An 18558-nucleotide genomic window follows, 5' to 3' on the forward strand; every position below is an offset into this window, starting at 1 on the left:
TTTTAGCTTTAGCGTCCAATATCCGTTTAAATATATACACTGATTAAAATATACATATAGACGTTTTATTCTTAATAGGGTGAGAATATAGAATTTATAAATAATTTATGTTAGACTTACAAGTTAAGTGTCAAAAAGGGAGCAGATATGAAGGAAAAAGATATATTTGATGAGATAATTGAAGTAGGCAAGAGGAGAGGCGTCCTCACTTACGATGAGATAAATGAGGCTTTACCCTCAGAGTTTTTCACCCCTGATGAGATAGAAGACCTTATGGACCTGCTCAGTGATATGGGGGTCCGTATTGTTGATGAAGAACAGGCTATACCACTTGAAGAAGCAGAGGCCCCGGAGTATGAAAAAACAGAAGATCTTGTCCAGGCATATTTCCACTCAATGGGGGACATATCCATCCTCACAAAGGACGAAGAAGTTGAACTCGCCAAAAAACTTGAAGAAGGAAAAGCAATAATTACGGAGATTATCCAGCCGTTCCCGATATGGAAAAAGATGGAGGAGAGCTTCGTAAGTGAAGAAGAAGTCCTCGAAGAAGATGAGCGGGCATTGCAGATCATGGATCTGACTTTAACCAGGCTCGAGATACTGGTAAGAAAGGCCAATGTTTTCGTGAGGGAATTGTCACAATACGGCGGGTCGTTGAAATCGCTTAAGAATCTTATCAAAACTGAAAGCAGCAAGAAAAAGCCCAACGTCGTAAAATTGGCTGCAATGGAAGACATTGCCAACCGGGTGCAGCTTGCCTTTAAAAAGATTGAGGGTGAAGTTGGAATAAGGGTAGAAGACCTGTTGAACAAATGGGAAAGGGTGAGCAGGGCGCAGGCCTTTGTGCTTGAGGCAAAAAATGAATTGATCACCAGGAACCTCAGGCTGGTTGTAAATATCGCAAAGAACTATGTCGGCAGGGGACTGCCGCTTCTGGACCTTATACAGGAAGGCAACATCGGCTTGATGAAAGCGGTGGATAAATTCAAACATGAGAAGGGCTTTAAGTTCAGCACATATGCCACGTGGTGGATAAGACAGGCAATAACAAGGGCGCTCATAGACCAGACAAAGACGATCAGGGTGCCGGTCCACATGATGGAGTTCTATAACAGGGTCACAAAGGCCTCAAGAGAACTTACACAGGAGCTCGGCCGAGAGCCTACCGATGAAGAGATAGCAAAAAGGCTCGATGTCGCGACAAGAAAAGTCGAAGAAGTCTTCAGGGCCATTCAGGACCCGATTGCTTTGCAAACCCCGGTAGGTGACGAGGACACGGAGCTGGAAGACTTTATCGGAGACAAAAATAGCCCTTCACCTTACACGGACGCTGAAGGCAAGGAAATATCAGGCTACATCAAAAAAGTCCTCGGCACACTGACCCCAAAAGAGGAAAGGGTCATCAAGATGAGGTTTGGCATCGGCGCTGAACGGGACCACACCCTTGAAGAGGTCGGAAGATACCTCAATATAACAAGAGAAAGGGTCAGGCAGATCGAGGCAAAGGCCCTGAGAAAGCTGAAACACCCAAGCAGGCTCAAGGCGCTTAAAGCGCTGGTCAGCTCATAATAATTTTCACAAGAGCAACGTGAAGGGAGCAGGATGATTTTCCTGCTCCCTTTTTTATTGTTTGCGGATAATATGGCTTAAATTTTACCTGTCAGTTGAGTGTAAATTTAATAGCTCCTGCCTTAACAATACAAGCCGCTGGAAGGATCCAATGAAGTTCCTGTAAGCTCTAACATCGTCCCCTTTCATGCTTTCAAGCAAAGGGTTGCAGAAAAACCACGTGCAGCGGAACGGCCTCATCCAGCGTTCAATAGAGCATCCTTCAGCATTAAGAAACCCGCAGGGGTCAGCATCATTCCTGTCAGGTCCTAAGCATGGCGCTTCAACCTTCAAAGCTGAAAGAAAGGTCATGTCCTTCTCATCATGCCTGCCGTGTTGATTTATGCAGCAGACCTTCTCGCATAATGGACAGACCAGCGCAGTGTGTTTTTGTATGAAAGGCCCGACAGCCTCAAATGCTTCCCTGAGTTCACGGGCGATTTGTGGTTTGTTGTTAATGTTCATTCAATTAAAAAATCTCCCCATTAACCTCGGGCAGCATTATATTTATCTGGGCTCCGGGGAAAGGGACAAGATGTTTTTCTTTTTCTTTCCCATGTGCCCAGCCGGGGATTATCGAGCACTTTGCCATGCCTGAGCGGATTGAGATCTTGCCGTTCCATTCGTTTACAAAACGCCGGACTGCGGCGAGTCCGTGTCCCCTTCCAATATCTTCGTGCCTGGACACTCCATGCAGCAAGGCCTTTTCAATGGCCTCAAGGTCATCCTTTACGGCTACCCTCGATGAAAGCGATTCTCTAAAACCTATTCCCAGATCCATGACCGCGATCTTAACGATGTTCTTTTTTATATTCTGAAAACGATATTTCTGAATACCTACAAAACCCGTGTTGCCGCTGTGCTCAATGATATTCTGGCACACCTCTGAGAGCGCGACGATAAAACCGTTGATGGCGCGTTCATCGTAGTGTAAATGCTTTTCAAGGATTTTATGGGCCCGCTTTTTTACCCTGCCCACGATAAAATGAATATCGTCGGATTTCTCAATAGGCGTAATTTCAAGAAGAACATCCGAAAAGGAACTCCTTAAATATTTACCGGATATGTCCTGTGTTTCAGGGAGGAGATTGAAATAGCTGCGCGCGAATTTAAAAAAATCCATCCGCTCAAGATACTTGAGCACCACTTCGGATTCCGGCAGCAGCAAACTTTTTCTATTGCCGTTAAACAAGAAGTTTCTGCCGGCCTCAAGCAGGCCGACCATGCCGTAGGGGTCGATGAAGGTCACTCCGCGCAGGTCGATAGTGTCCTGCTTCAGTAGACCGGAAAGGAATAATTCAAAGGTGTCGTCAGAGAGGTGGGTCATACAAACCTTGAAGGACGAGGGCAGAAGGATGAATTGAAAGGAATATTCCCTTCTTCATCCCTCTGCCTTCATCTTTTTTGTTAAATAATCATCCCGTCTTTCATTTTCAAAATCCTTCCGCATTGAGAGGCGAGGGTTTCGTTATGGGTGACGATAATAAAGGTTATCCCCTTTTTGTTTAATTCCGTAAGGAGGGCAAATAATTCCTCGCCGGTCTGGGTGTCGAGGTTTCCCGTGGGTTCATCAGCAAGCACAACTTTCGGGTCCAGCATCAGCGCCCTTGCAACGGCAACCCTCTGCTGCTCGCCGCCTGAAAGTTCGCCCGGTTTGTGCGACAGCCTCCCGGAGAGCCCGACATCGGCAAGTAATTGTTTTGCCTTCGCGGCCGCTTCTTTATGATTTACTCCCCCGATGAGAGCGGGCATTATTGTATTTTCAAGCGTGTTGAATTCCGGCATCAGATGATGGAACTGGAATACAAAACCGATCACCCTGCTTCTGAAATCCGACAGCGCGTCACTCTTCAGCTCAAAGACGTCTTTGCCTTCGTACAGGACATTCCCGGAAGAGGGCCTGTCGAGTGTGCCGAGTATGTGAAGCAGCGTGCTTTTGCCGACTCCCGAAGGGCCCATGAGTGCGGTCATTTCCCCTTTGTTAATATCAAAGGTAATGTCCTTCAATACATTGAGCCTGCCGCCTGGAGAGGCGAATGTTTTATTAAGATTCCTTACGCTGATTAACGGTTCCATGATATTAATATAAACTTAATAAAGGCTTTTCAGCCACGAAGTTTAATTCATTCGTGTTTATTCGTGCGCATTCGTGGCAAATGCCGTTGTCAAGATTATTGCTGGTCATCCTTTTTTGTTTTTTCCTGATCAGGGGAAACGGCTTCCCTGATCAGGTCAAATGTCTTCTTTACATCCTCGCTTCCAGCCTTTATATCATCCACATAATTTCCGAATTCCTGTATTGTCTCGCCTAAACCCACAGTTTGTCTGCCAAGCCATCTGAAAGGTTCGCCGCCTTTCCACGTCGCAAGCCCGATCGATATAAAAATCACAAGCAGGGTAAATGCTATGAGTTTGAAAAAGCCTTTAAGCATTGTGCCTCCAGTTACAGGATGCAGAGGGTAAAATATTTAAAACAGGTTTCCGGTGCTCTTTTATTTTGATCTGCATTCCGCATTATTCATATCTCAACGGCTCAACTGGGTCCAGTTTTGCCGCCTGCCAGGCAGGATAAACAGTGGCAAGGAAGCTGATCAGGACCGCCGCTGCCGGGACAATGATGTAATCAAACAGGCTCATCTTGACCGGCAGATAACTCAGATAGTACACATCCGGGGGGAGGTTGATGAATTTGTATTTTTTAAGAAGCTCGCACAGTGTATATCCGCCAATAACTCCGGCAGCCGTTCCCGTGATCCCGATGATCAGTCCGTGGATCATAAAAATCGACATGACCCCTTTGCTGGTAGCGCCCATTGTCTTCATTATAGCAATCTCCCGCGCTTTTTCAATAACAATCATGATGAGGTTGCTGATAATGTTGAAAGACGCCACAAGGATTATCAAGGTAAGGATTATGAACATCACTATCTTTTCGAGCTTGAGAGCTGAAAAGAGGTTCCTGTTCATCTGCATCCAGTCCCTCGCGATATAAGGGAGTCCGAGCGTGCTGTCAATCTTTCCGGCTGTGGTCCCGGCGTTGTAAAGATTGTCCGTCCTGATCTCAATAGCGGTGACCGCGCCGCGCAATCCCAAGAAGTCCTGGGCAACGCCAAGGTTGATAAAAGCAAGGCTTGAATCATATTCAAACATGCCGGCCTCAAAAAAACCGGCGATCCTGAATTTCTTCATTTTGGGGATCATGCCCAGGGGCCCGATCTCCCCGATGGGAGAGACCATTTCGATCTCGTCGCCGACAAATAAACCGAGATTTCTTAACAGCTCCCTGCCGATTATAATTCCAGGGACCCCTTCGCTTTTCCTCAGGCTGTCAACGCTGCCTGATTTAAGTTTGTTAAGAATGTCTGTAGTGTCTTTTTCAATGTCAGGGTCAACGCCCCTGATGACGACCCCTGACGCCCTGCTGCCGAACCTCAGCATTACCTGCCCGTAGACAACAGGCGATGAGGCAATAACGCCGTCAATCTTGTCTATCTTCTTTTTGGCTGTTTCAAAATCACGTATATTCCCCTCGTAGCTCTGCACTACAACATGAGCGTTGGTCTTGAGGATTTTGTCCTGAAGGTCTTCGCGGAAACCGCTCATGACGGACAGCACCGTTAAAAGGGTCATAACGCCGAGCGCGACACCGGCGATTGATATTACAGTGTTGATGGAGATACCGCTGTGCTTCTTTTTTGATCTGAAATAACGGAAGGCTATAAAGAATTGATAGGGCAGGTTCATTGTTCAGGTTTTAATTGCGGGAACAGGATTACGTCCCTGATTGAGGATGTGTTCGTCAGAAGCATTAACAGCCTGTCGATCCCTATCCCCTCGCCTGCCGCGGGAGGCATACCGTACTCCAGCGCCCTGACAAAATCATCATCCATAAACCCTGCTTCTTCGTCTCCCTGTTTGCGCGCCTCTACCTGCTCCAGGAATCTGCCCTTTTGATCAGCGGGGTCATTGAGCTCTGAAAAGGCATTGGCGATTTCCCTGCCGCCGATAAAAAGCTCAAACCTCTCCACAAGGTCAGGGTTGTCTTTTCTCCTTTTTGCAAGAGGAGAAAGCTCAACAGGATAATCGGTAATAAAGGTGGGCTGTATAAGCTTCGTCTCGACCTTCTCTTTGAATATCTCATCGAGTATCTTGCCGTGCGTGGTTTTTTTGTCAACGTCAATCTTGTTATCGAGCGCAAATTGTCTCGCCTTTTCCACATCCTTAAAGACTGCGGGATCAACACCTTCTTTTGACATAGCGTCAACCATACTGATCCTGGTCCATGGAGGGGTGAAATCAATTACCACCTCTTCCGCCGGATCAGCGCCCTCGCCAAAGGGCACGCGAAGCCCGCCGTTTATTTCTTTGCAGAGATACGGGAGCAGTTCTTCGGTAAAATTCATCAGGAAGTTGTAATCCTCATAGGCGATATAGAATTCGAGCATGGTGAATTCAGGGTTGTGTTTCGAGGATATCCCCTCGTTCCTGAAATTTTTATTGATCTCATAGACTTTATCATACCCTCCGACGAGGAGTTTCTTCAGGTAAAGCTCAGGCGCTATCCTGAGGTAGAGGTCAAGCCCCAGCGCATTGTGGTGAGTTTTAAAAGGACGCGCGGTAGCGCCGCCGGGGATCTGGTGCATCATGGGAGTTTCGACTTCTATAAAGCCCCTCTCGTCAAAATAATTCCTGAGGGCCTTTATCAATTTGCTGCGTTTGAGAAAAAGCTCTTTTACGTGGGGGTTGACGATAAGGTCCACATAACGCTGCCTGCAGCGGGTTTCGATATCTTTCAGGCCGTGCCATTTTTCGGGAAGAGGCCTGAGGGATTTGCATAGCAGTGTGAGACTGTCGGCATTAACGGTAAGCTCATTGGTCCTGGTCCTGAACAACTGCCCGGTTACTCCTACAATGTCTCCTATGTCGAGATTCTTGAATATGTCCGGGTTGGAGGTGATGATCTCTTTTGAGAAATAAACCTGCACCCTGCCCGTGGCGTCCTGGATGTGGGCGAAGGCCGTCTTGCCGAAATCCCTGAAGGAGATCATGCGGCCTGCAAGCGCGCATTTTTCTTTCCTCGGCTCAAGCTCTTCCTTGCTAAGCGCCCCGAATTTACTTACAATGTCTGACGCCTTGTCAGCTGCGGTAAAGGGTTTTCCATAAGGCTCAAGGCCCGCGTCACGAAGCCTGCCGAGTTTCTTCAACCTCTCCTGTATCAATTCGTTAGATTCGTCCAATGTTCACCTTTCAATAAATTAAGTGTGGGAAATGGGAAAAAATCCCCAGAGATTTTAAAGTCGTTCTGTTAACTACTCAAGAAAACCTGAGAGGATCTTTGTCTTTTCCTCGATCATCCTGTCTATGTGCTGCAGCTCCATCCTGAGCTTGAAAAGCTCGTCGGTGATGCCGAACGCCGTCATGACCATCGCCCTTGACTGGTTTATGTTGGGGGCCACGCTGTATATTTCTTTCAGCTTCTCGTCAACATATTTTGCCAGAGATTTTATATAGGCCTCGTTTTCGTCGGTCTTTATCGAGTAGCTCTGGCCCAGTATCTGGACTTCAACGGACTGCATAAACTAAATCTCCACTGACTCAAGCTCTCTTATTAAATTCTCCAACTGAGACTTTACGGTCTCACGCTCGCCGGTAAGCTTCTCTATGTCTGACTTGAGAATATCGGAATTTTTCAGTTCACGCCTGATAGAAGAGATCTCTTCGTCTTTCTCCGCCAGCTCTTCATGCAGTTTGGTGATTTTTGCATTCAACTTGTCGTTTTCTTCTGTTAACGCTTTGATTTTGTCGACCACCTTCGTGATCTTCTCCTCAAGCATCTGTATCTTTTCCACAGATGTGCCCTCCTTAGAATAATTAAACAGACCCTGTTGCATCAGCATGTAAATTATCAAAATCAGACTAAAAAGTAAACCCTGTTAAAAAGCAGTTAAGAAGTAAAGAGCCGAAGTTTGAAGCTGAAACAGGAGATGATTTTTTTATTAAGGGAAGCCGGATCTCCCGTCTTAATTTCAAGGCTGATTATGATGTTCCGCAGTCCTGAATCTCTTTTTGACAGGGGCTTTGCCGGGTGTCTTGTATATAAAGCAGTCTTCCACTGTTATCTCATGGAAATGGTCTGCTTCTTCAATTAATATATGGGCGGCTGTTTTCCTTACGGCGGCAATCTCCACCCTTACGCCTTCCCCCTTCAGGTGAGTGACCAGGTCCACAAAATCCGAATCTCCCGACATAATAATGATGGTGTCGACCTTTGAAGAGAGCTGGGTCGCCTTTATTGAGAGCGGGATATCCGCTGACTTGTGACACGGGATAACAGAGCCGTAATAGTTTTCGTAAAGCCTTTCAGCGAACTTGGAGGAAATGGCCTTGCCTTCGCGGAAATAAAGCAGCCTGTTCAACCCCCTTCCGTTGAGCAGTTTCGGGATCAGCTTGTCGAAATTGATCATCGCGTTTTTCGTCTGTGAGAGGTCATGGATGCTGCGCTCGATGTTGTTGCCGTCGCAAAGGATCGCTACCGACTGGTTGATAAGAATATTTTCCATGCGATATTATACCGCAAAATAAAAATTATGTTTTAAAATTTTCCGGGCAGATATCTGAGACCAAATTAGGGACGTGATAATCAAGCGGGGTATCCTACGATTTTCCCTGGGCGACTATTTGAGAATCTTCGATCGGCAGGCCGTTAATGCTGCGGTAGCGCCAGTAGCTCTTCAATACTTTTTTCACGTAGAACCTTGTTTCCTTGTACGGGATGTTTTCGATAAATTCGATAAGGTCGTCCCTGCCGTATTTAGTCATCCATTTTTTTAGGGCGTTCTCTCCCGCGTTATAAGCCGCGAGCGCCAGGGGGATTTCCCTGAACTGCCTGATAAGCTGCGACAGGTAGTGTGTCCCCATCAGGATATTTTTTTTCACATCGTGGATCTCTGAACGGTCTTTCAGGCTGAGTTTTATGTCCTTCTTTAACTTGTATGCGGTAGCGGGCATCAGCTGCATAAGTCCCACTGCTCCTGCCCATGAAACCACCTTCGGATCAAACCGGCTCTCTTCCCTTATCACCGCCGCCACAAGATATTTATCCACGTTCCTTGGGCCGGCGGCCTCTTCTATGGTGTCGCCGAAACCGAAAGGATATGAGAAGGGCAGGAATTCCCGGTCAGTCTCTTTTTCGGCAAGACTGATCACCTTTCTGTACTCGCCGAGCTCCATCGCCACATGGCCGAGATACATAAAGTCGTTTTTATTTTTATCGCGCTTTAGAGAATCAACTATTTCGTTCACCGCTTCATCTCTCATGCCAAGCGATGCCAGGGCGTCTATTCTTTCATACAGTTCCCCTGAGGGCCGGGAGGGTTTTGAAACTTCAACCCTCTCAGGCGCCACGTATTTTGAAGAGCGCATTTTAATAAGATAGCCGTAAAAGCTCCTGTCAGCAGGAAGCCCGTCGAAAAAGTCTTTGCCTTCCCCGTCGCACAGCTCATTACCGCCGGTCACCTGCAAAGACACCTTGTGCTTCAAACACTCCTCGGCAGCTTTTTCATGGCTTCTTGCCTTCCAGTAAAGATACTTGTAATAGTCGCTGTTTTTTTCATTGACGGCGAGCTGCGAAAAATAATTATACGCGCTGCTGTAATTGCCCGACGTGTAGTTCATCCAGCCGAGCCCCCATAAGGCATCTTCCGCCTTTGAGGGAAACTTCTCCAGCACCTGCTTAAAGCTTTTCCCGGCGTCGCTGAACTTTTCCTTTCTTCTGAAATCTTCGCCTTCCATTATCAGCAAAAGACCGAGCCTGTCGTCATCAGGATAGTTTTTTTCGAACAAATTTTTTATCTTCTCAAACCCGGCCCTGTCGTCCATCCTGTAGAATGCCTGCGCCTGCCAGTAAAGCGCCTCGGGTGTATTGATCAGGCCGAAGGTCCTGGAGGAATCGGTATAGCGCTTCATCCTGAACTGGCACATGCCTATTGAAAGCATGATCTTGGCGCTCTCGAAATCAGCGCACATCGTCAGCGCCTTCTGATATTCTGTCTCAGCGCGCTGAAAGTTGTTTTTCTCAAAAAGCTTGTCGGCCCTTTTTAATATTTCGTCCTTGGTAAAGGTATCGGCTTTGAGCAGGACCAGTTCCTTTAACGCGCTGTTGGATAAAGGCACGGCATTGATATAGATCTCTTTCAAAACGCGGACTGCCTGATCAGTTTCACTGTCATTTTTCAGCAGTACTGCGAGGGTCAATTTGTAATCCCAGTCGGAAGGATAAGCTTCAACATATTGAGCAAGCGCCTCTCTCGCCTCCGCCTTTCTTTTTAATTCAAGCAATGACTTTATTTCAGACTGTTTCGCATATTGCAGCAGGAGATTGTTTTTAATCCGGCGCGCGGCTTCCAGGGCTTTTTCATGTTTCCCGGCAGACATGTAAATGTCTACCAGAGAGCTGAGCGAGTAATCTCTTAGCAGCGGATAAGCATCAGCCGCTTTAATGAAATAACTCTCAGCCTTTGCCGGAGAACCTTCTTCCTTGTAAAGCCTGCCAAGCAGGAATACGGCCTTTTCTTTTTCGGGGAGGTTATTATTGACAATTCCAAGCAGCGCCTCTTCGGCCTTTTTATAAGAATGAGTATTGATCAGGTGGACTGCGTTATTAATCCGGCTTTCCGGCCCGCTTGATAGCTGATGCAGTTGCGAATCTTTGGTGCCGTCTGGTCTTAATTCGGAAGCGTTACCGGCAAAGGGGATGAAGCAGAGGAGAATAAAAGAAAGTGCGAAAACATGCCTTCTCATAAACCACCAGTACATAAATTATATTAGCCTAAATATCTTTTCTTAACAATAGGGACGGGTAATGCGGAGATTAGATTTTTCAATGAAAATGTGCTAAAGAATCATATGAAGCCGGCCGAATAACAAATTAACAAAATTAGAGATCTAAGCAGCAGTAAAGTTAATTAGAAACAGACGGGGCAAGGTCTAAATAAATATATATTCTGGCAATACTTTCATAACGGAACTTTCTGCTGCATTTTATCTCTACTATTAAGGCGCTGAACAGTGTCTGTCCATAAATTGCAAGTTTTTAATTTCGTCATGCCCGAAGTCTGTAATCGGGCATCCAGAACCTGTTAAGAAGACTGGATTCCCGCTCAACGAACTGCGGGAATGACGATTCAATGTTCGAGTTTATGAACTGACTCTAAATAGTGTTTGTTCAATAGAGGGTTACTCGCATGGCTGGAGTTTTTTTATATTTATCGTCAATACTTTTTATCCTGACTTTGCTCATTAACTCCGCTGTATCAGGGCAGGAATTAGAGGTGCCTTCATGCGTGAGGTGCCATGAAAAAGCATATGTTAAGGCAAATTCCAGCCGCTATCAGCACAGCGTGGCAAGAGACAAGTGTGAAATATGCCACATTCTTCCGGATCCTGAAGCTCAAAGAAAAAGCAGTTCGAGGTTCCCGGCGCTTGAAGGGGAGAACATCCTGTATCTGGACGAACTCCGCGATGATAAAAAATATCAGGTGAAGGTGTCAGCCTCTGGTCCGGGGCAAAAGAGCAGCGAGTCTGTCTTTGTGGGTATCGCGCCTGAAGAAGTCTGGAAATACCCGGGGAAGACCTTATCAATCAATCAACTGTCAGGAGTAAAGATTGAGGAGGTCAGGAAAGGTTTATTTGTCCGTGCGGTCATTTCATGGGACACCGACAATTTTGCAACTTCAGAGATTGAATATAAGGCGGCAGACAAGTATTCAAGAAGATCAACCTTTGACAATACCTTTACCAAAAAACATAAAATAGCGCTGGAAGGGTTAAAGCATAAGTACAGATATACTTTTAGTGTAATCTCAAGAGACCTTGACGGCAACGTGCTGAGGTCGGAAGAATATGTCCTTGATACATCCAGCGGATTTTCCAATCCTGACATTACGGGCCAGGAGGATAAAGTATCTCCTGTCATAGCCTATGCAAAGGTATTCAAGTCAGGGGGAAAAGGATTTTACCTGAGGGTCCTTATAAACAAACCCTGTGAGCTTGTTGTATCATGTACTGAAGTGCAAAAGATAGACGACAAACACGGCAACGGGCTTACGCAGGCAAGGTTCTCAATGATAGATGCGTGTAACAAATGCCATCCGCCGCGCGCCTCCCATCCTGTCGGCGTAAAGGCGCACGGGCCCAGGCTCAGGACGCCTGAGGACATGCCTACTATAGAAGGCGGGGTTGTCACTTGCGTTACCTGCCATTACCCGCATGGTGGAGACAGCCCGTATTTTGCCAGATTTGATTACAGGAAAGACATGTGCATCAAGTGCCATATAATGGGTTTCTAACAATGAAATGAAATTATTATAAAGGGAGGCGCCGTGAGCATGAAGAACCAGCGGAGTGTTTTGAATTTTTCTGTTAACAGGCGGATGCAGTTGCGCATTTTTTTCAATATTTTTTTATTGTCCGTACTGGCCGCCGTGGTTATGGCTTTCGTTTTTTATTTATACAGCGACAGGGAGATCGGTGAAAGCTACCGCCAGTTTCACATACACGCGAAGAACTTCCTGGACTTTCTCCTTCCGGCGGTGGGCATGTCGCTGTTTTTCACCATTATGCTGTCCGCGACTATAGCGCTTTTCTTCCCGATCAGGATCGCCGGGCCTTTGTTCAGGATTGAGCGTGACATAAGAGAGAAGGTAAGCCGCGGCGATCTCACCGTTAAATTTCAGTTGAGGAAAGGCGATGAGGCCGGAGACCTCGCAGACGCTGTTAATAATTGCATAGAGGGCCTCAGAAACAAAGTAGATACGGTCAGGCAATCAGCGAAAGAGCTTGAGGCCCTCGTTAGGGCAGATAAAGGAACGGCAAATCCTGACGTTGAAAAACTTGTCGCGAAGATCAATGAAGAGCTCCAGGTATTTAAACTTTAAAGTAACGAGTGACGACTAACGGGTGACGAGTGTCCGGAAGGTCGAAGATTTAACTCGTAACTTGTTACCCGTTACTTTGTTGGTTATAGGAGGCCGTGGTGCTGTGGCTGGCATTGAAGACGCTTTTCCATGAGAAGGGGAGGCTTATCATCACCCTTATCGGGATAATATTTTCCACGGTCCTTTCGCTTACACAGGTATCAATGTATTTCGGCCTGATGGGAAACGCCACAGGCATAATCAGGCATATCGACGGAGACATCTGGATAACTTCCAAAAATGTCCAGAATTTCGACTTTACAAATCCTTTCCCCGAAGAAAGGATCAACAGGGTAAAGGCATTGCCTGAGGTACTGAGGGCTGACAAGCTCATACTTACATGGGGCTTTTTAAAGTTGGCTAACGGAGGGCAGGAACAGGTGCAGATAATTGGTTTCAACCCCGACACAGGCGCAGGAGCCCCGTGGAACATGCTGAATAACAGGAGCGCCTCTGAAGTAAAAGGCGGCAGATACATGATAATAGACAAGACCTCGGAGCAGAGGACAGGGACCCTGCAGGAGGGCACGTTATGGGAATTAAACAAGAAGATGTTCAAGCTTGTGGGTCTCTCCGAGGGCATAAGGAGTTTCACCACCGCGCCGATAGTGTTTATGTCATTTAATCAGGCGCAGAACTTTTTCGCGGGAACAGTGCGCCAGAATGAGACGTCGTATATAGTCGCGAAGCTGAAGGACAGGGAAAAGATCAAAGAGGTCGTCGAGGCACTGAGGGCGACAATGAAGGACAATGACGTATTGACAAAAGAAGATTTTATTTTTAAAACCGTCATGTACTGGACTGTGCAGACAGGGATGGGGATGGGATTTTTTCTTACCGCAATTCTGGGACTAATCGTTGGCGGAGCGATTGTGGGGCAGACGGTGTATGCAAACACCATGGAGCATCTGAGGGAGTTTGGGACGCTCAAGGCGCTGGGAGCAAAGAACAGCGATATATATCAGGTCATCTTCGGACAGGTCAGCATAAACGCCGTTATCGGTTACGCGGCCGGATCAATGATCATCATTCTCGCGCGGGGCGGAATTGAAAGGGCAGGGGTGAGCCTGTATTTAAGCGCCGGGTTATTTCTGGCGTTGTTTTTTATAATTCTCCTGACATGTTTTTTGTCCGCTTATTTTTCCGTGAGAAAAGTGAGGACACTGGATCCGGTGATGGTGTTCAGGACGTGAAAGTTAATAATACAAAGAACAATACATCCACAGATTTCGCAGATTGCACAGATCGGGTAAAGGCTTTATAGAAAATCTGCGTAAATCTGAGTAATCTGTGGACTTATTATTTAAATGATTATGACGCCGATACTTGAATTGAAAAATATCACTAAGATTTATGGAGAGGAAGATAATAAGGTGGTTGCGGTGGACTCGGTGACACTTTCTCTGAAAAGGCAGGAGGTGCTTCTTATCATGGGGCCGTCAGGCTCAGGGAAAACAACATTGCTTTCAATAATGGGATGTATCCTGCGCCCCACAAATGGCGAGGTAGTTGTAGACAGTCAAACAATCAGCGGGGGTGAAGGACCGCCTCTCATTTGTGACGATGTCCTTCCTGACATCAGGAAGCAATACTTCGGTTTTGTCTTTCAGTCGTTCAATCTTTTCCCGTCACTCACCGCGGTTGATAACGTGGGGTTGATACTGCGCCTCAAAAAACACGACAAGCGGAAGATACAGTCTGAGGCCTTGAGGCTTATAGAAAGATTCGGGCTTGCAAAGAGGGCGAATTTTTATCCTGCTGATATGAGCGGCGGGGAAAAACAGAGGGTGGCATTGGCAAGGGCCCTGGCCGGAGACCCTCCAATTGTCCTTGCGGATGAACCGACCGCAAATCTCGATTCAAAGACCGGGCTTGATGTTCTTAAGCTTTTGAGGGAATTGTCGGAAGAGGCCGGGAAGGCGATAGTTATCGTGAGCCACGACCCGAAGGCGGAGACGATAGCCGACAGGATTGTATATTTAGAAGACGGTAAAATTATTTTGTAGGGGCGAGGCGATGCCTCGCCCAAGGATAGACAGAGGTGTCATAAGCCATGAAGAAAACAGTTCCAGCGATAGTGCTGATATGTCTTGTGATCGCGGGGTATGTAATTTTTTCAAAAAGCAAAAATGAGAAATCAAAGACTGATGTCCCTCAGACCACGTCCATGAGATACGTTGCCGCGGAAGGAAAAGTTGAGGCGATGCCGGGCTACGAAGTGGAGGTGGGCAGCGAGATAGACGGAAGAATAGCGGAGTTTTACGTAGATGAGGGCGATGAGGTGAAAAAGGACCAATTGATAGCAAAGCTTGAGAACAAAGACCTTGATGCCAGACTGAAAGAGGCAGAGGCTGAATTGCAAGTGGCAAAATCAAGGCTGAGTGAAGTGGCATCAGGGTCAAGGGAAGAGGAGATCAAAAAGGCGACTGCCGCGCTTGCCGCTGCTGTCGCCGACATGGAATATGCAACGCTAAGTCTTCAAAGGCATAAAGAGCTTTTCAGGGAAAGTTTGATACCTAAAGAGATATATGATGAAAAAGAAATGGCCTTCAGAGTTGCTGAAGCAAGAGTCAAGGAGGCTGAAGAGGAAGAGCGGCTCCTGAAAAAAGGGCCGAAGCAGGAGACTTTGAAGCTAAATGAGGACAGCGTGAAGCGCGCTGAAGCAAATGTCGATTATTTTAAAAAGCTCCTTGAGAAAACATATATAAAAGCCCCGATCTCAGGGACTGTCATCCGCAAATATCTTCAGCAGGGTGAGATGATAAGCAAGGAGATGCTTATCGCGCTGGTCGCCATCGCCGACGTGGAGAAGACATGGATAAACGCGGAGGTGGATGAGACTGATATCGGCAGGATCCTGCCCGGATATCCTGTGGAGATAACATCAGAGGCATATCCGGGGAAGATCTTTTACGGGGAGGTCAAGGAGATCTCGGCGTACGTAGGCGCGAGAAAAGTAAAACCGAACGATCCCGCAAAGAATGTAGATATGAAAGTGATATCGGTTAAGATAGCCGCAAAAGAAAAGACGCCGTTCAAGCTGGGAATGACGGTGGATGTAAAGATTGTGCCGAGGTAAAAGTGAAGGCGACGAGCGGATTCGAACCGCTGAATAAAGGTTTTGCAGACCTCTCCCTTGCCACTTGGGTACGTCGCCAAATTCAGAAGAAAGAAGACAGATGCCAGAACACAGAAAAAATTTTTGTATTTTCAGTCTGTGTTCTTTCTTCTGTAATCTGTCGTCTTTTTTTAATGGAGCGGGCGACGGGATTCGAACCCGCGACCCCAACCTTGGCAAGGTTGTGCTCTACCACTGAGCTACACCCGCAATTAAAAGAAGGGCGTATTGCAATACGCCCCTACCACTCTTAACTCAAATCGTCTATAATAGACAACTAACATAGTAATGAAAAAAAGAGAGTCTTGTCAATATGCTATATCCTGATTTTAACGAATTTGAAAAGAAATCGCTGGAAGGCAACCTCATCCCGGTCTACAAGGAGATACTTGCGGACCTTGAAACCCCGTTGTCTGCGTTCCTCAAATTAAAAGGGAAAACAGGCTTCCTTCTCGAAAGCCTTGAGGGTGGAGAGAAATGGGCCCGGTACTCCTTTATCGGGAGCAATCCGTCCATGATAATAGAAGGCAAAGGGAAAAGCCTGACGATCAGCAGTGGCGGTCAAAAAGAGAAAGCCGCTTTCGTGAAGGACCCTCTTGAAGTGATCTCGGCAGAATTGAAAAAATATAAACCGGTCAGTATGCCGGGGCTGCCGAGGTTCTACGGCGGCTTTGTCGGATATATCGGATATGACACTGTGCGTTATTTTGAAAAGCTTCCTGACAGACATCACACGGGACTTAATCTCCCGGATATTTTTTTGATGTTTACCGATACACTGCTGGTCTTCGACAATCTGACACATAAGATCAAAGTAATATCAAACGCCCACATAGAAGGCAACGCAAAAGAGGCATATGAAAAGGCAGAGGCAAAGATTGACGCCATAGTTAAGAAATTGCAGTCTATGGCGGTTATAAAGAGGACGCCGCGGGACAAATCAACGCAGCAGACAACAAATTTCTCGTCAAACTTTTCAAAAGACGATTTCAAGCGGGCGGTGGAAAAGACAAAGGAATATGTTCACTCAGGCGATATCATTCAGGCAGTGATATCTCAGAACTTCCAGAGGGAAACGGAGATCCCGCCGATAAACGCGTACCGGGCGTTACGTGTTATCAATCCCTCGCCATACATGTATTACATTGAGACCGGGAAGTGTACGCTTGTCGGGTCTTCACCCGAAATACTGGTCAGGCTTGAAGATGATGACATAGAGTTAAGGCCGATCGCGGGTACAAGAAGAAGGGGCCATACAAAGGAAGAAGATTTGTCCATGGAGCAGGAGCTTAAGGCCGACCCGAAGGAGATAGCCGAGCACATTATGCTTGTCGACCTTGGGAGAAACGACGTCGGCAGGGTCGCGGATACCGGCAGCGTAAAGGTCACTGAATTGATGACGATAGAGAGATATTCCCATGTCATGCACCTCGTATCAAATGTCGTCGGCAAGCTGAGGAACAACCATGACGCCTTCGATGTGCTCAGGGCGTCATTCCCGGCAGGCACAGTGACAGGCGCGCCGAAGATACGCGCGATGGAGATCATCGAAGAAGTGGAGCCCTCAAGACGCGGGCCGTATGCAGGCTCTGTAGGATACTTCGGATTTTCAGGCAGCATGGATATGTGCATAACAATAAGGACGATAATCTTTAAAGACAAGAAGGCCTATATTCAGGCAGGCGCTGGAATTGTGGCCGACTCTGATCCCGAAAAAGAATATCAGGAAACCGTTAACAAGGCAAAAGGCATGTTCAAGGCCATAGAGATGGCGGAAAAAGAATTGTAGGGGCGGGTTTGAAACCCGCCTTAGGAGCTAAGAGTTATGTTATTAATGATCGACAATTATGATTCCTTTACCTATAACCTCGTCCAGTATCTCGGGGAGCTGGGTGAGGATATAAAGGTATTCAGAAACGACAAGATCACGATCTCAGAGATAGAGAAGTTGGATCCTGCAAGAATTGTTATCTCCCCCGGTCCCTGCACGCCGAAGGAGGCTGGCATCTCTATAAAGACGATACAGCATTTTACGGGAAAGATCCCGATACTCGGCGTTTGCCTCGGTCACCAGTCAATAGGCGCTGCCTACGGGGCCGAAATAGTGAACGCGCCGAGGCTGATGCACGGGAAGACCTCGATGATCCATCACGACGGTAAGACAATATTCAAAGACCTGCCCAACCCGTTTGAGGCAACACGCTATCATTCGCTGATTATAAAGAAAGACACCCTCTCTGATGATTTCATAATAACCGCATGGACGGACCAGGACGAGATCATGGGAATAAGGCACAAAGAATTTGTCCTCGAAGGAGTGCAGTTCCATCCTGAGTCAATACTCACAAGGGCGGGAAAAGACCTTTTAAGAAATTTTATAAAACTGAAATATTAGTTAAAACTTTGCATTCAGCAGCGATGCGGAATACAGCGTGCCGCTATTAGTTTTCTGTATTACAGGTGTAGGTACAGCCAGTTTAATTTTTCCGTTCTCTATTTCCGCAAGGCTGCTCGTCTCTTTAAGACCGTAAAATAAACCTCCGAAAGTCCCGATGAGGACCCCTGCGCCGACCTTTGTTCCAAAATGGTCCGCGTCAATCGCGTAAACAGCGACTCCTAATAACGCCCCTATTGCGGCCCCGTAGAGTGAATCCCTGAAAACTGTTTCTCCTTCACCAGCAGCAAATGCAGCGCCCTGAAAAACCATTATTGAAAGGACCGTAATAATTAAGATCTTCTTAAACATAAATTTTCTTCTCCTTTTATTTATATAAAAAATTCCGGATTGATGCTTTCTTATTTTAGTAAAGATTACATTAATTTGTCCAGAATCCCTTTGAAATTATTTCCCGCGGT

Annotated in this window: 19 protein-coding genes and 2 tRNA genes; 8 read left to right on the forward strand and 13 right to left on the reverse strand. The window is 46.7% G+C overall.

Features of this window, described 5'->3' with window-relative positions:
* The first annotated feature begins 147 nt into the window (after positions 1-147).
* Positions 148-1572, forward strand: a complete 1425-nt coding sequence (locus HZB61_14090; protein MBI5057740.1) for a sigma-70 family RNA polymerase sigma factor — start codon at positions 148-150, stop codon at positions 1570-1572.
* An 84-nt stretch (positions 1573-1656) separates the two neighbouring features.
* On the opposite strand, the gene HZB61_14095 is transcribed toward HZB61_14090, so the two are convergent.
* The 10 genes from HZB61_14095 to HZB61_14140 form a co-directional block, all read right to left on the reverse strand.
* Positions 1657-2076 carry a hypothetical protein gene (locus HZB61_14095; GenBank protein MBI5057741.1) on the reverse strand — a complete coding sequence of 140 codons (420 nt, stop codon included), beginning with the start codon at positions 2074-2076 and terminating at the stop codon, positions 1657-1659.
* Between the two features lie 4 nt (positions 2077-2080).
* Entirely contained in the window at positions 2081-2938 is an 858-nt protein-coding gene (locus HZB61_14100; protein MBI5057742.1) for a sensor histidine kinase, read from the reverse strand.
* An 80-nt stretch (positions 2939-3018) separates the two neighbouring features.
* A complete protein-coding gene (locus HZB61_14105) occupies positions 3019-3687 on the reverse strand; it encodes an ABC transporter ATP-binding protein (GenBank protein MBI5057743.1) in 669 nt (222 codons plus the stop codon).
* A 95-nt stretch (positions 3688-3782) separates the two neighbouring features.
* Positions 3783-4043, reverse strand: coding sequence for a hypothetical protein (locus HZB61_14110; GenBank protein MBI5057744.1), 261 nt, complete (start codon positions 4041-4043; stop codon positions 3783-3785).
* Between the two features lie 82 nt (positions 4044-4125).
* Positions 4126-5349 carry a lipoprotein-releasing ABC transporter permease subunit gene (locus HZB61_14115; protein MBI5057745.1) on the reverse strand — a complete coding sequence of 408 codons (1224 nt, stop codon included), beginning with the start codon at positions 5347-5349 and terminating at the stop codon, positions 4126-4128.
* 2 nt (positions 5350-5351) lie between these two features.
* Complete coding sequence (gene lysS, locus HZB61_14120; GenBank protein ID MBI5057746.1) at positions 5352-6848, reverse strand: lysine--tRNA ligase; 1497 nt, start codon at positions 6846-6848, stop codon at positions 5352-5354.
* A gap of 72 nt (positions 6849-6920) precedes the next feature.
* Positions 6921-7187, reverse strand: a complete 267-nt coding sequence (locus HZB61_14125) for a cell division protein ZapA (protein MBI5057747.1) — start codon at positions 7185-7187, stop codon at positions 6921-6923.
* 3 nt (positions 7188-7190) lie between these two features.
* Positions 7191-7460 carry a cell division protein ZapB gene (zapB, locus tag HZB61_14130; GenBank protein MBI5057748.1) on the reverse strand — a complete coding sequence of 90 codons (270 nt, stop codon included), beginning with the start codon at positions 7458-7460 and terminating at the stop codon, positions 7191-7193.
* Between the two features lie 177 nt (positions 7461-7637).
* Entirely contained in the window at positions 7638-8171 is a 534-nt protein-coding gene (locus HZB61_14135) for an NYN domain-containing protein (protein ID MBI5057749.1), read from the reverse strand.
* Positions 8172-8265: 94 nt separating this feature from the next.
* A complete protein-coding gene (locus HZB61_14140) occupies positions 8266-10410 on the reverse strand; it encodes a transglycosylase SLT domain-containing protein (protein ID MBI5057750.1) in 2145 nt (714 codons plus the stop codon).
* Between the two features lie 443 nt (positions 10411-10853).
* On the opposite strand from HZB61_14140, the gene HZB61_14145 reads away from it, so the two are divergent.
* From HZB61_14145 to HZB61_14165, 5 genes are all read left to right on the forward strand, one after another.
* Positions 10854-11957, forward strand: coding sequence for a hypothetical protein (locus tag HZB61_14145; GenBank protein MBI5057751.1), 1104 nt, complete (start codon positions 10854-10856; stop codon positions 11955-11957).
* A gap of 39 nt (positions 11958-11996) precedes the next feature.
* Complete coding sequence (locus HZB61_14150; GenBank protein ID MBI5057752.1) at positions 11997-12545, forward strand: hypothetical protein; 549 nt, start codon at positions 11997-11999, stop codon at positions 12543-12545.
* A gap of 98 nt (positions 12546-12643) precedes the next feature.
* Positions 12644-13777 (forward strand): FtsX-like permease family protein, encoded by a 1134-nt coding sequence (locus HZB61_14155; GenBank protein MBI5057753.1) that lies wholly within the window; start codon positions 12644-12646, stop codon positions 13775-13777.
* A gap of 120 nt (positions 13778-13897) precedes the next feature.
* Complete coding sequence (locus tag HZB61_14160; GenBank protein ID MBI5057754.1) at positions 13898-14590, forward strand: ABC transporter ATP-binding protein; 693 nt, start codon at positions 13898-13900, stop codon at positions 14588-14590.
* 47 nt (positions 14591-14637) lie between these two features.
* Entirely contained in the window at positions 14638-15663 is a 1026-nt protein-coding gene (locus HZB61_14165; GenBank protein ID MBI5057755.1) for an efflux RND transporter periplasmic adaptor subunit, read from the forward strand.
* A gap of 6 nt (positions 15664-15669) precedes the next feature.
* Here the strand turns inward: HZB61_14165 and HZB61_14170 are convergent.
* A tRNA-Cys gene (locus tag HZB61_14170) sits at positions 15670-15741 on the reverse strand.
* A gap of 96 nt (positions 15742-15837) precedes the next feature.
* Positions 15838-15912: transfer RNA gene (locus HZB61_14175), tRNA-Gly, on the reverse strand.
* A gap of 103 nt (positions 15913-16015) precedes the next feature.
* On the opposite strand from HZB61_14175, the gene trpE reads away from it, so the two are divergent.
* Both trpE and HZB61_14185 read left to right on the forward strand, forming a co-directional pair.
* Positions 16016-17491: an anthranilate synthase component I gene (gene trpE / locus HZB61_14180; protein ID MBI5057756.1), complete on the forward strand. Its 1476-nt coding sequence runs from the start codon at positions 16016-16018 to the stop codon at positions 17489-17491.
* Between the two features lie 36 nt (positions 17492-17527).
* Positions 17528-18097: an aminodeoxychorismate/anthranilate synthase component II gene (locus tag HZB61_14185; protein ID MBI5057757.1), complete on the forward strand. Its 570-nt coding sequence runs from the start codon at positions 17528-17530 to the stop codon at positions 18095-18097.
* On the opposite strand, the gene HZB61_14190 is transcribed toward HZB61_14185, so the two are convergent.
* A complete protein-coding gene (locus tag HZB61_14190; GenBank protein ID MBI5057758.1) occupies positions 18098-18448 on the reverse strand; it encodes a glycine zipper family protein in 351 nt (116 codons plus the stop codon).
* Positions 18449-18558: the final 110 nt, after the last annotated feature.

The sequence above is a fragment of the Nitrospirota bacterium genome (genome assembly GCA_016214845.1).
Classification (GTDB): domain Bacteria; phylum Nitrospirota; class Thermodesulfovibrionia; order UBA6902; family UBA6902; genus SURF-23.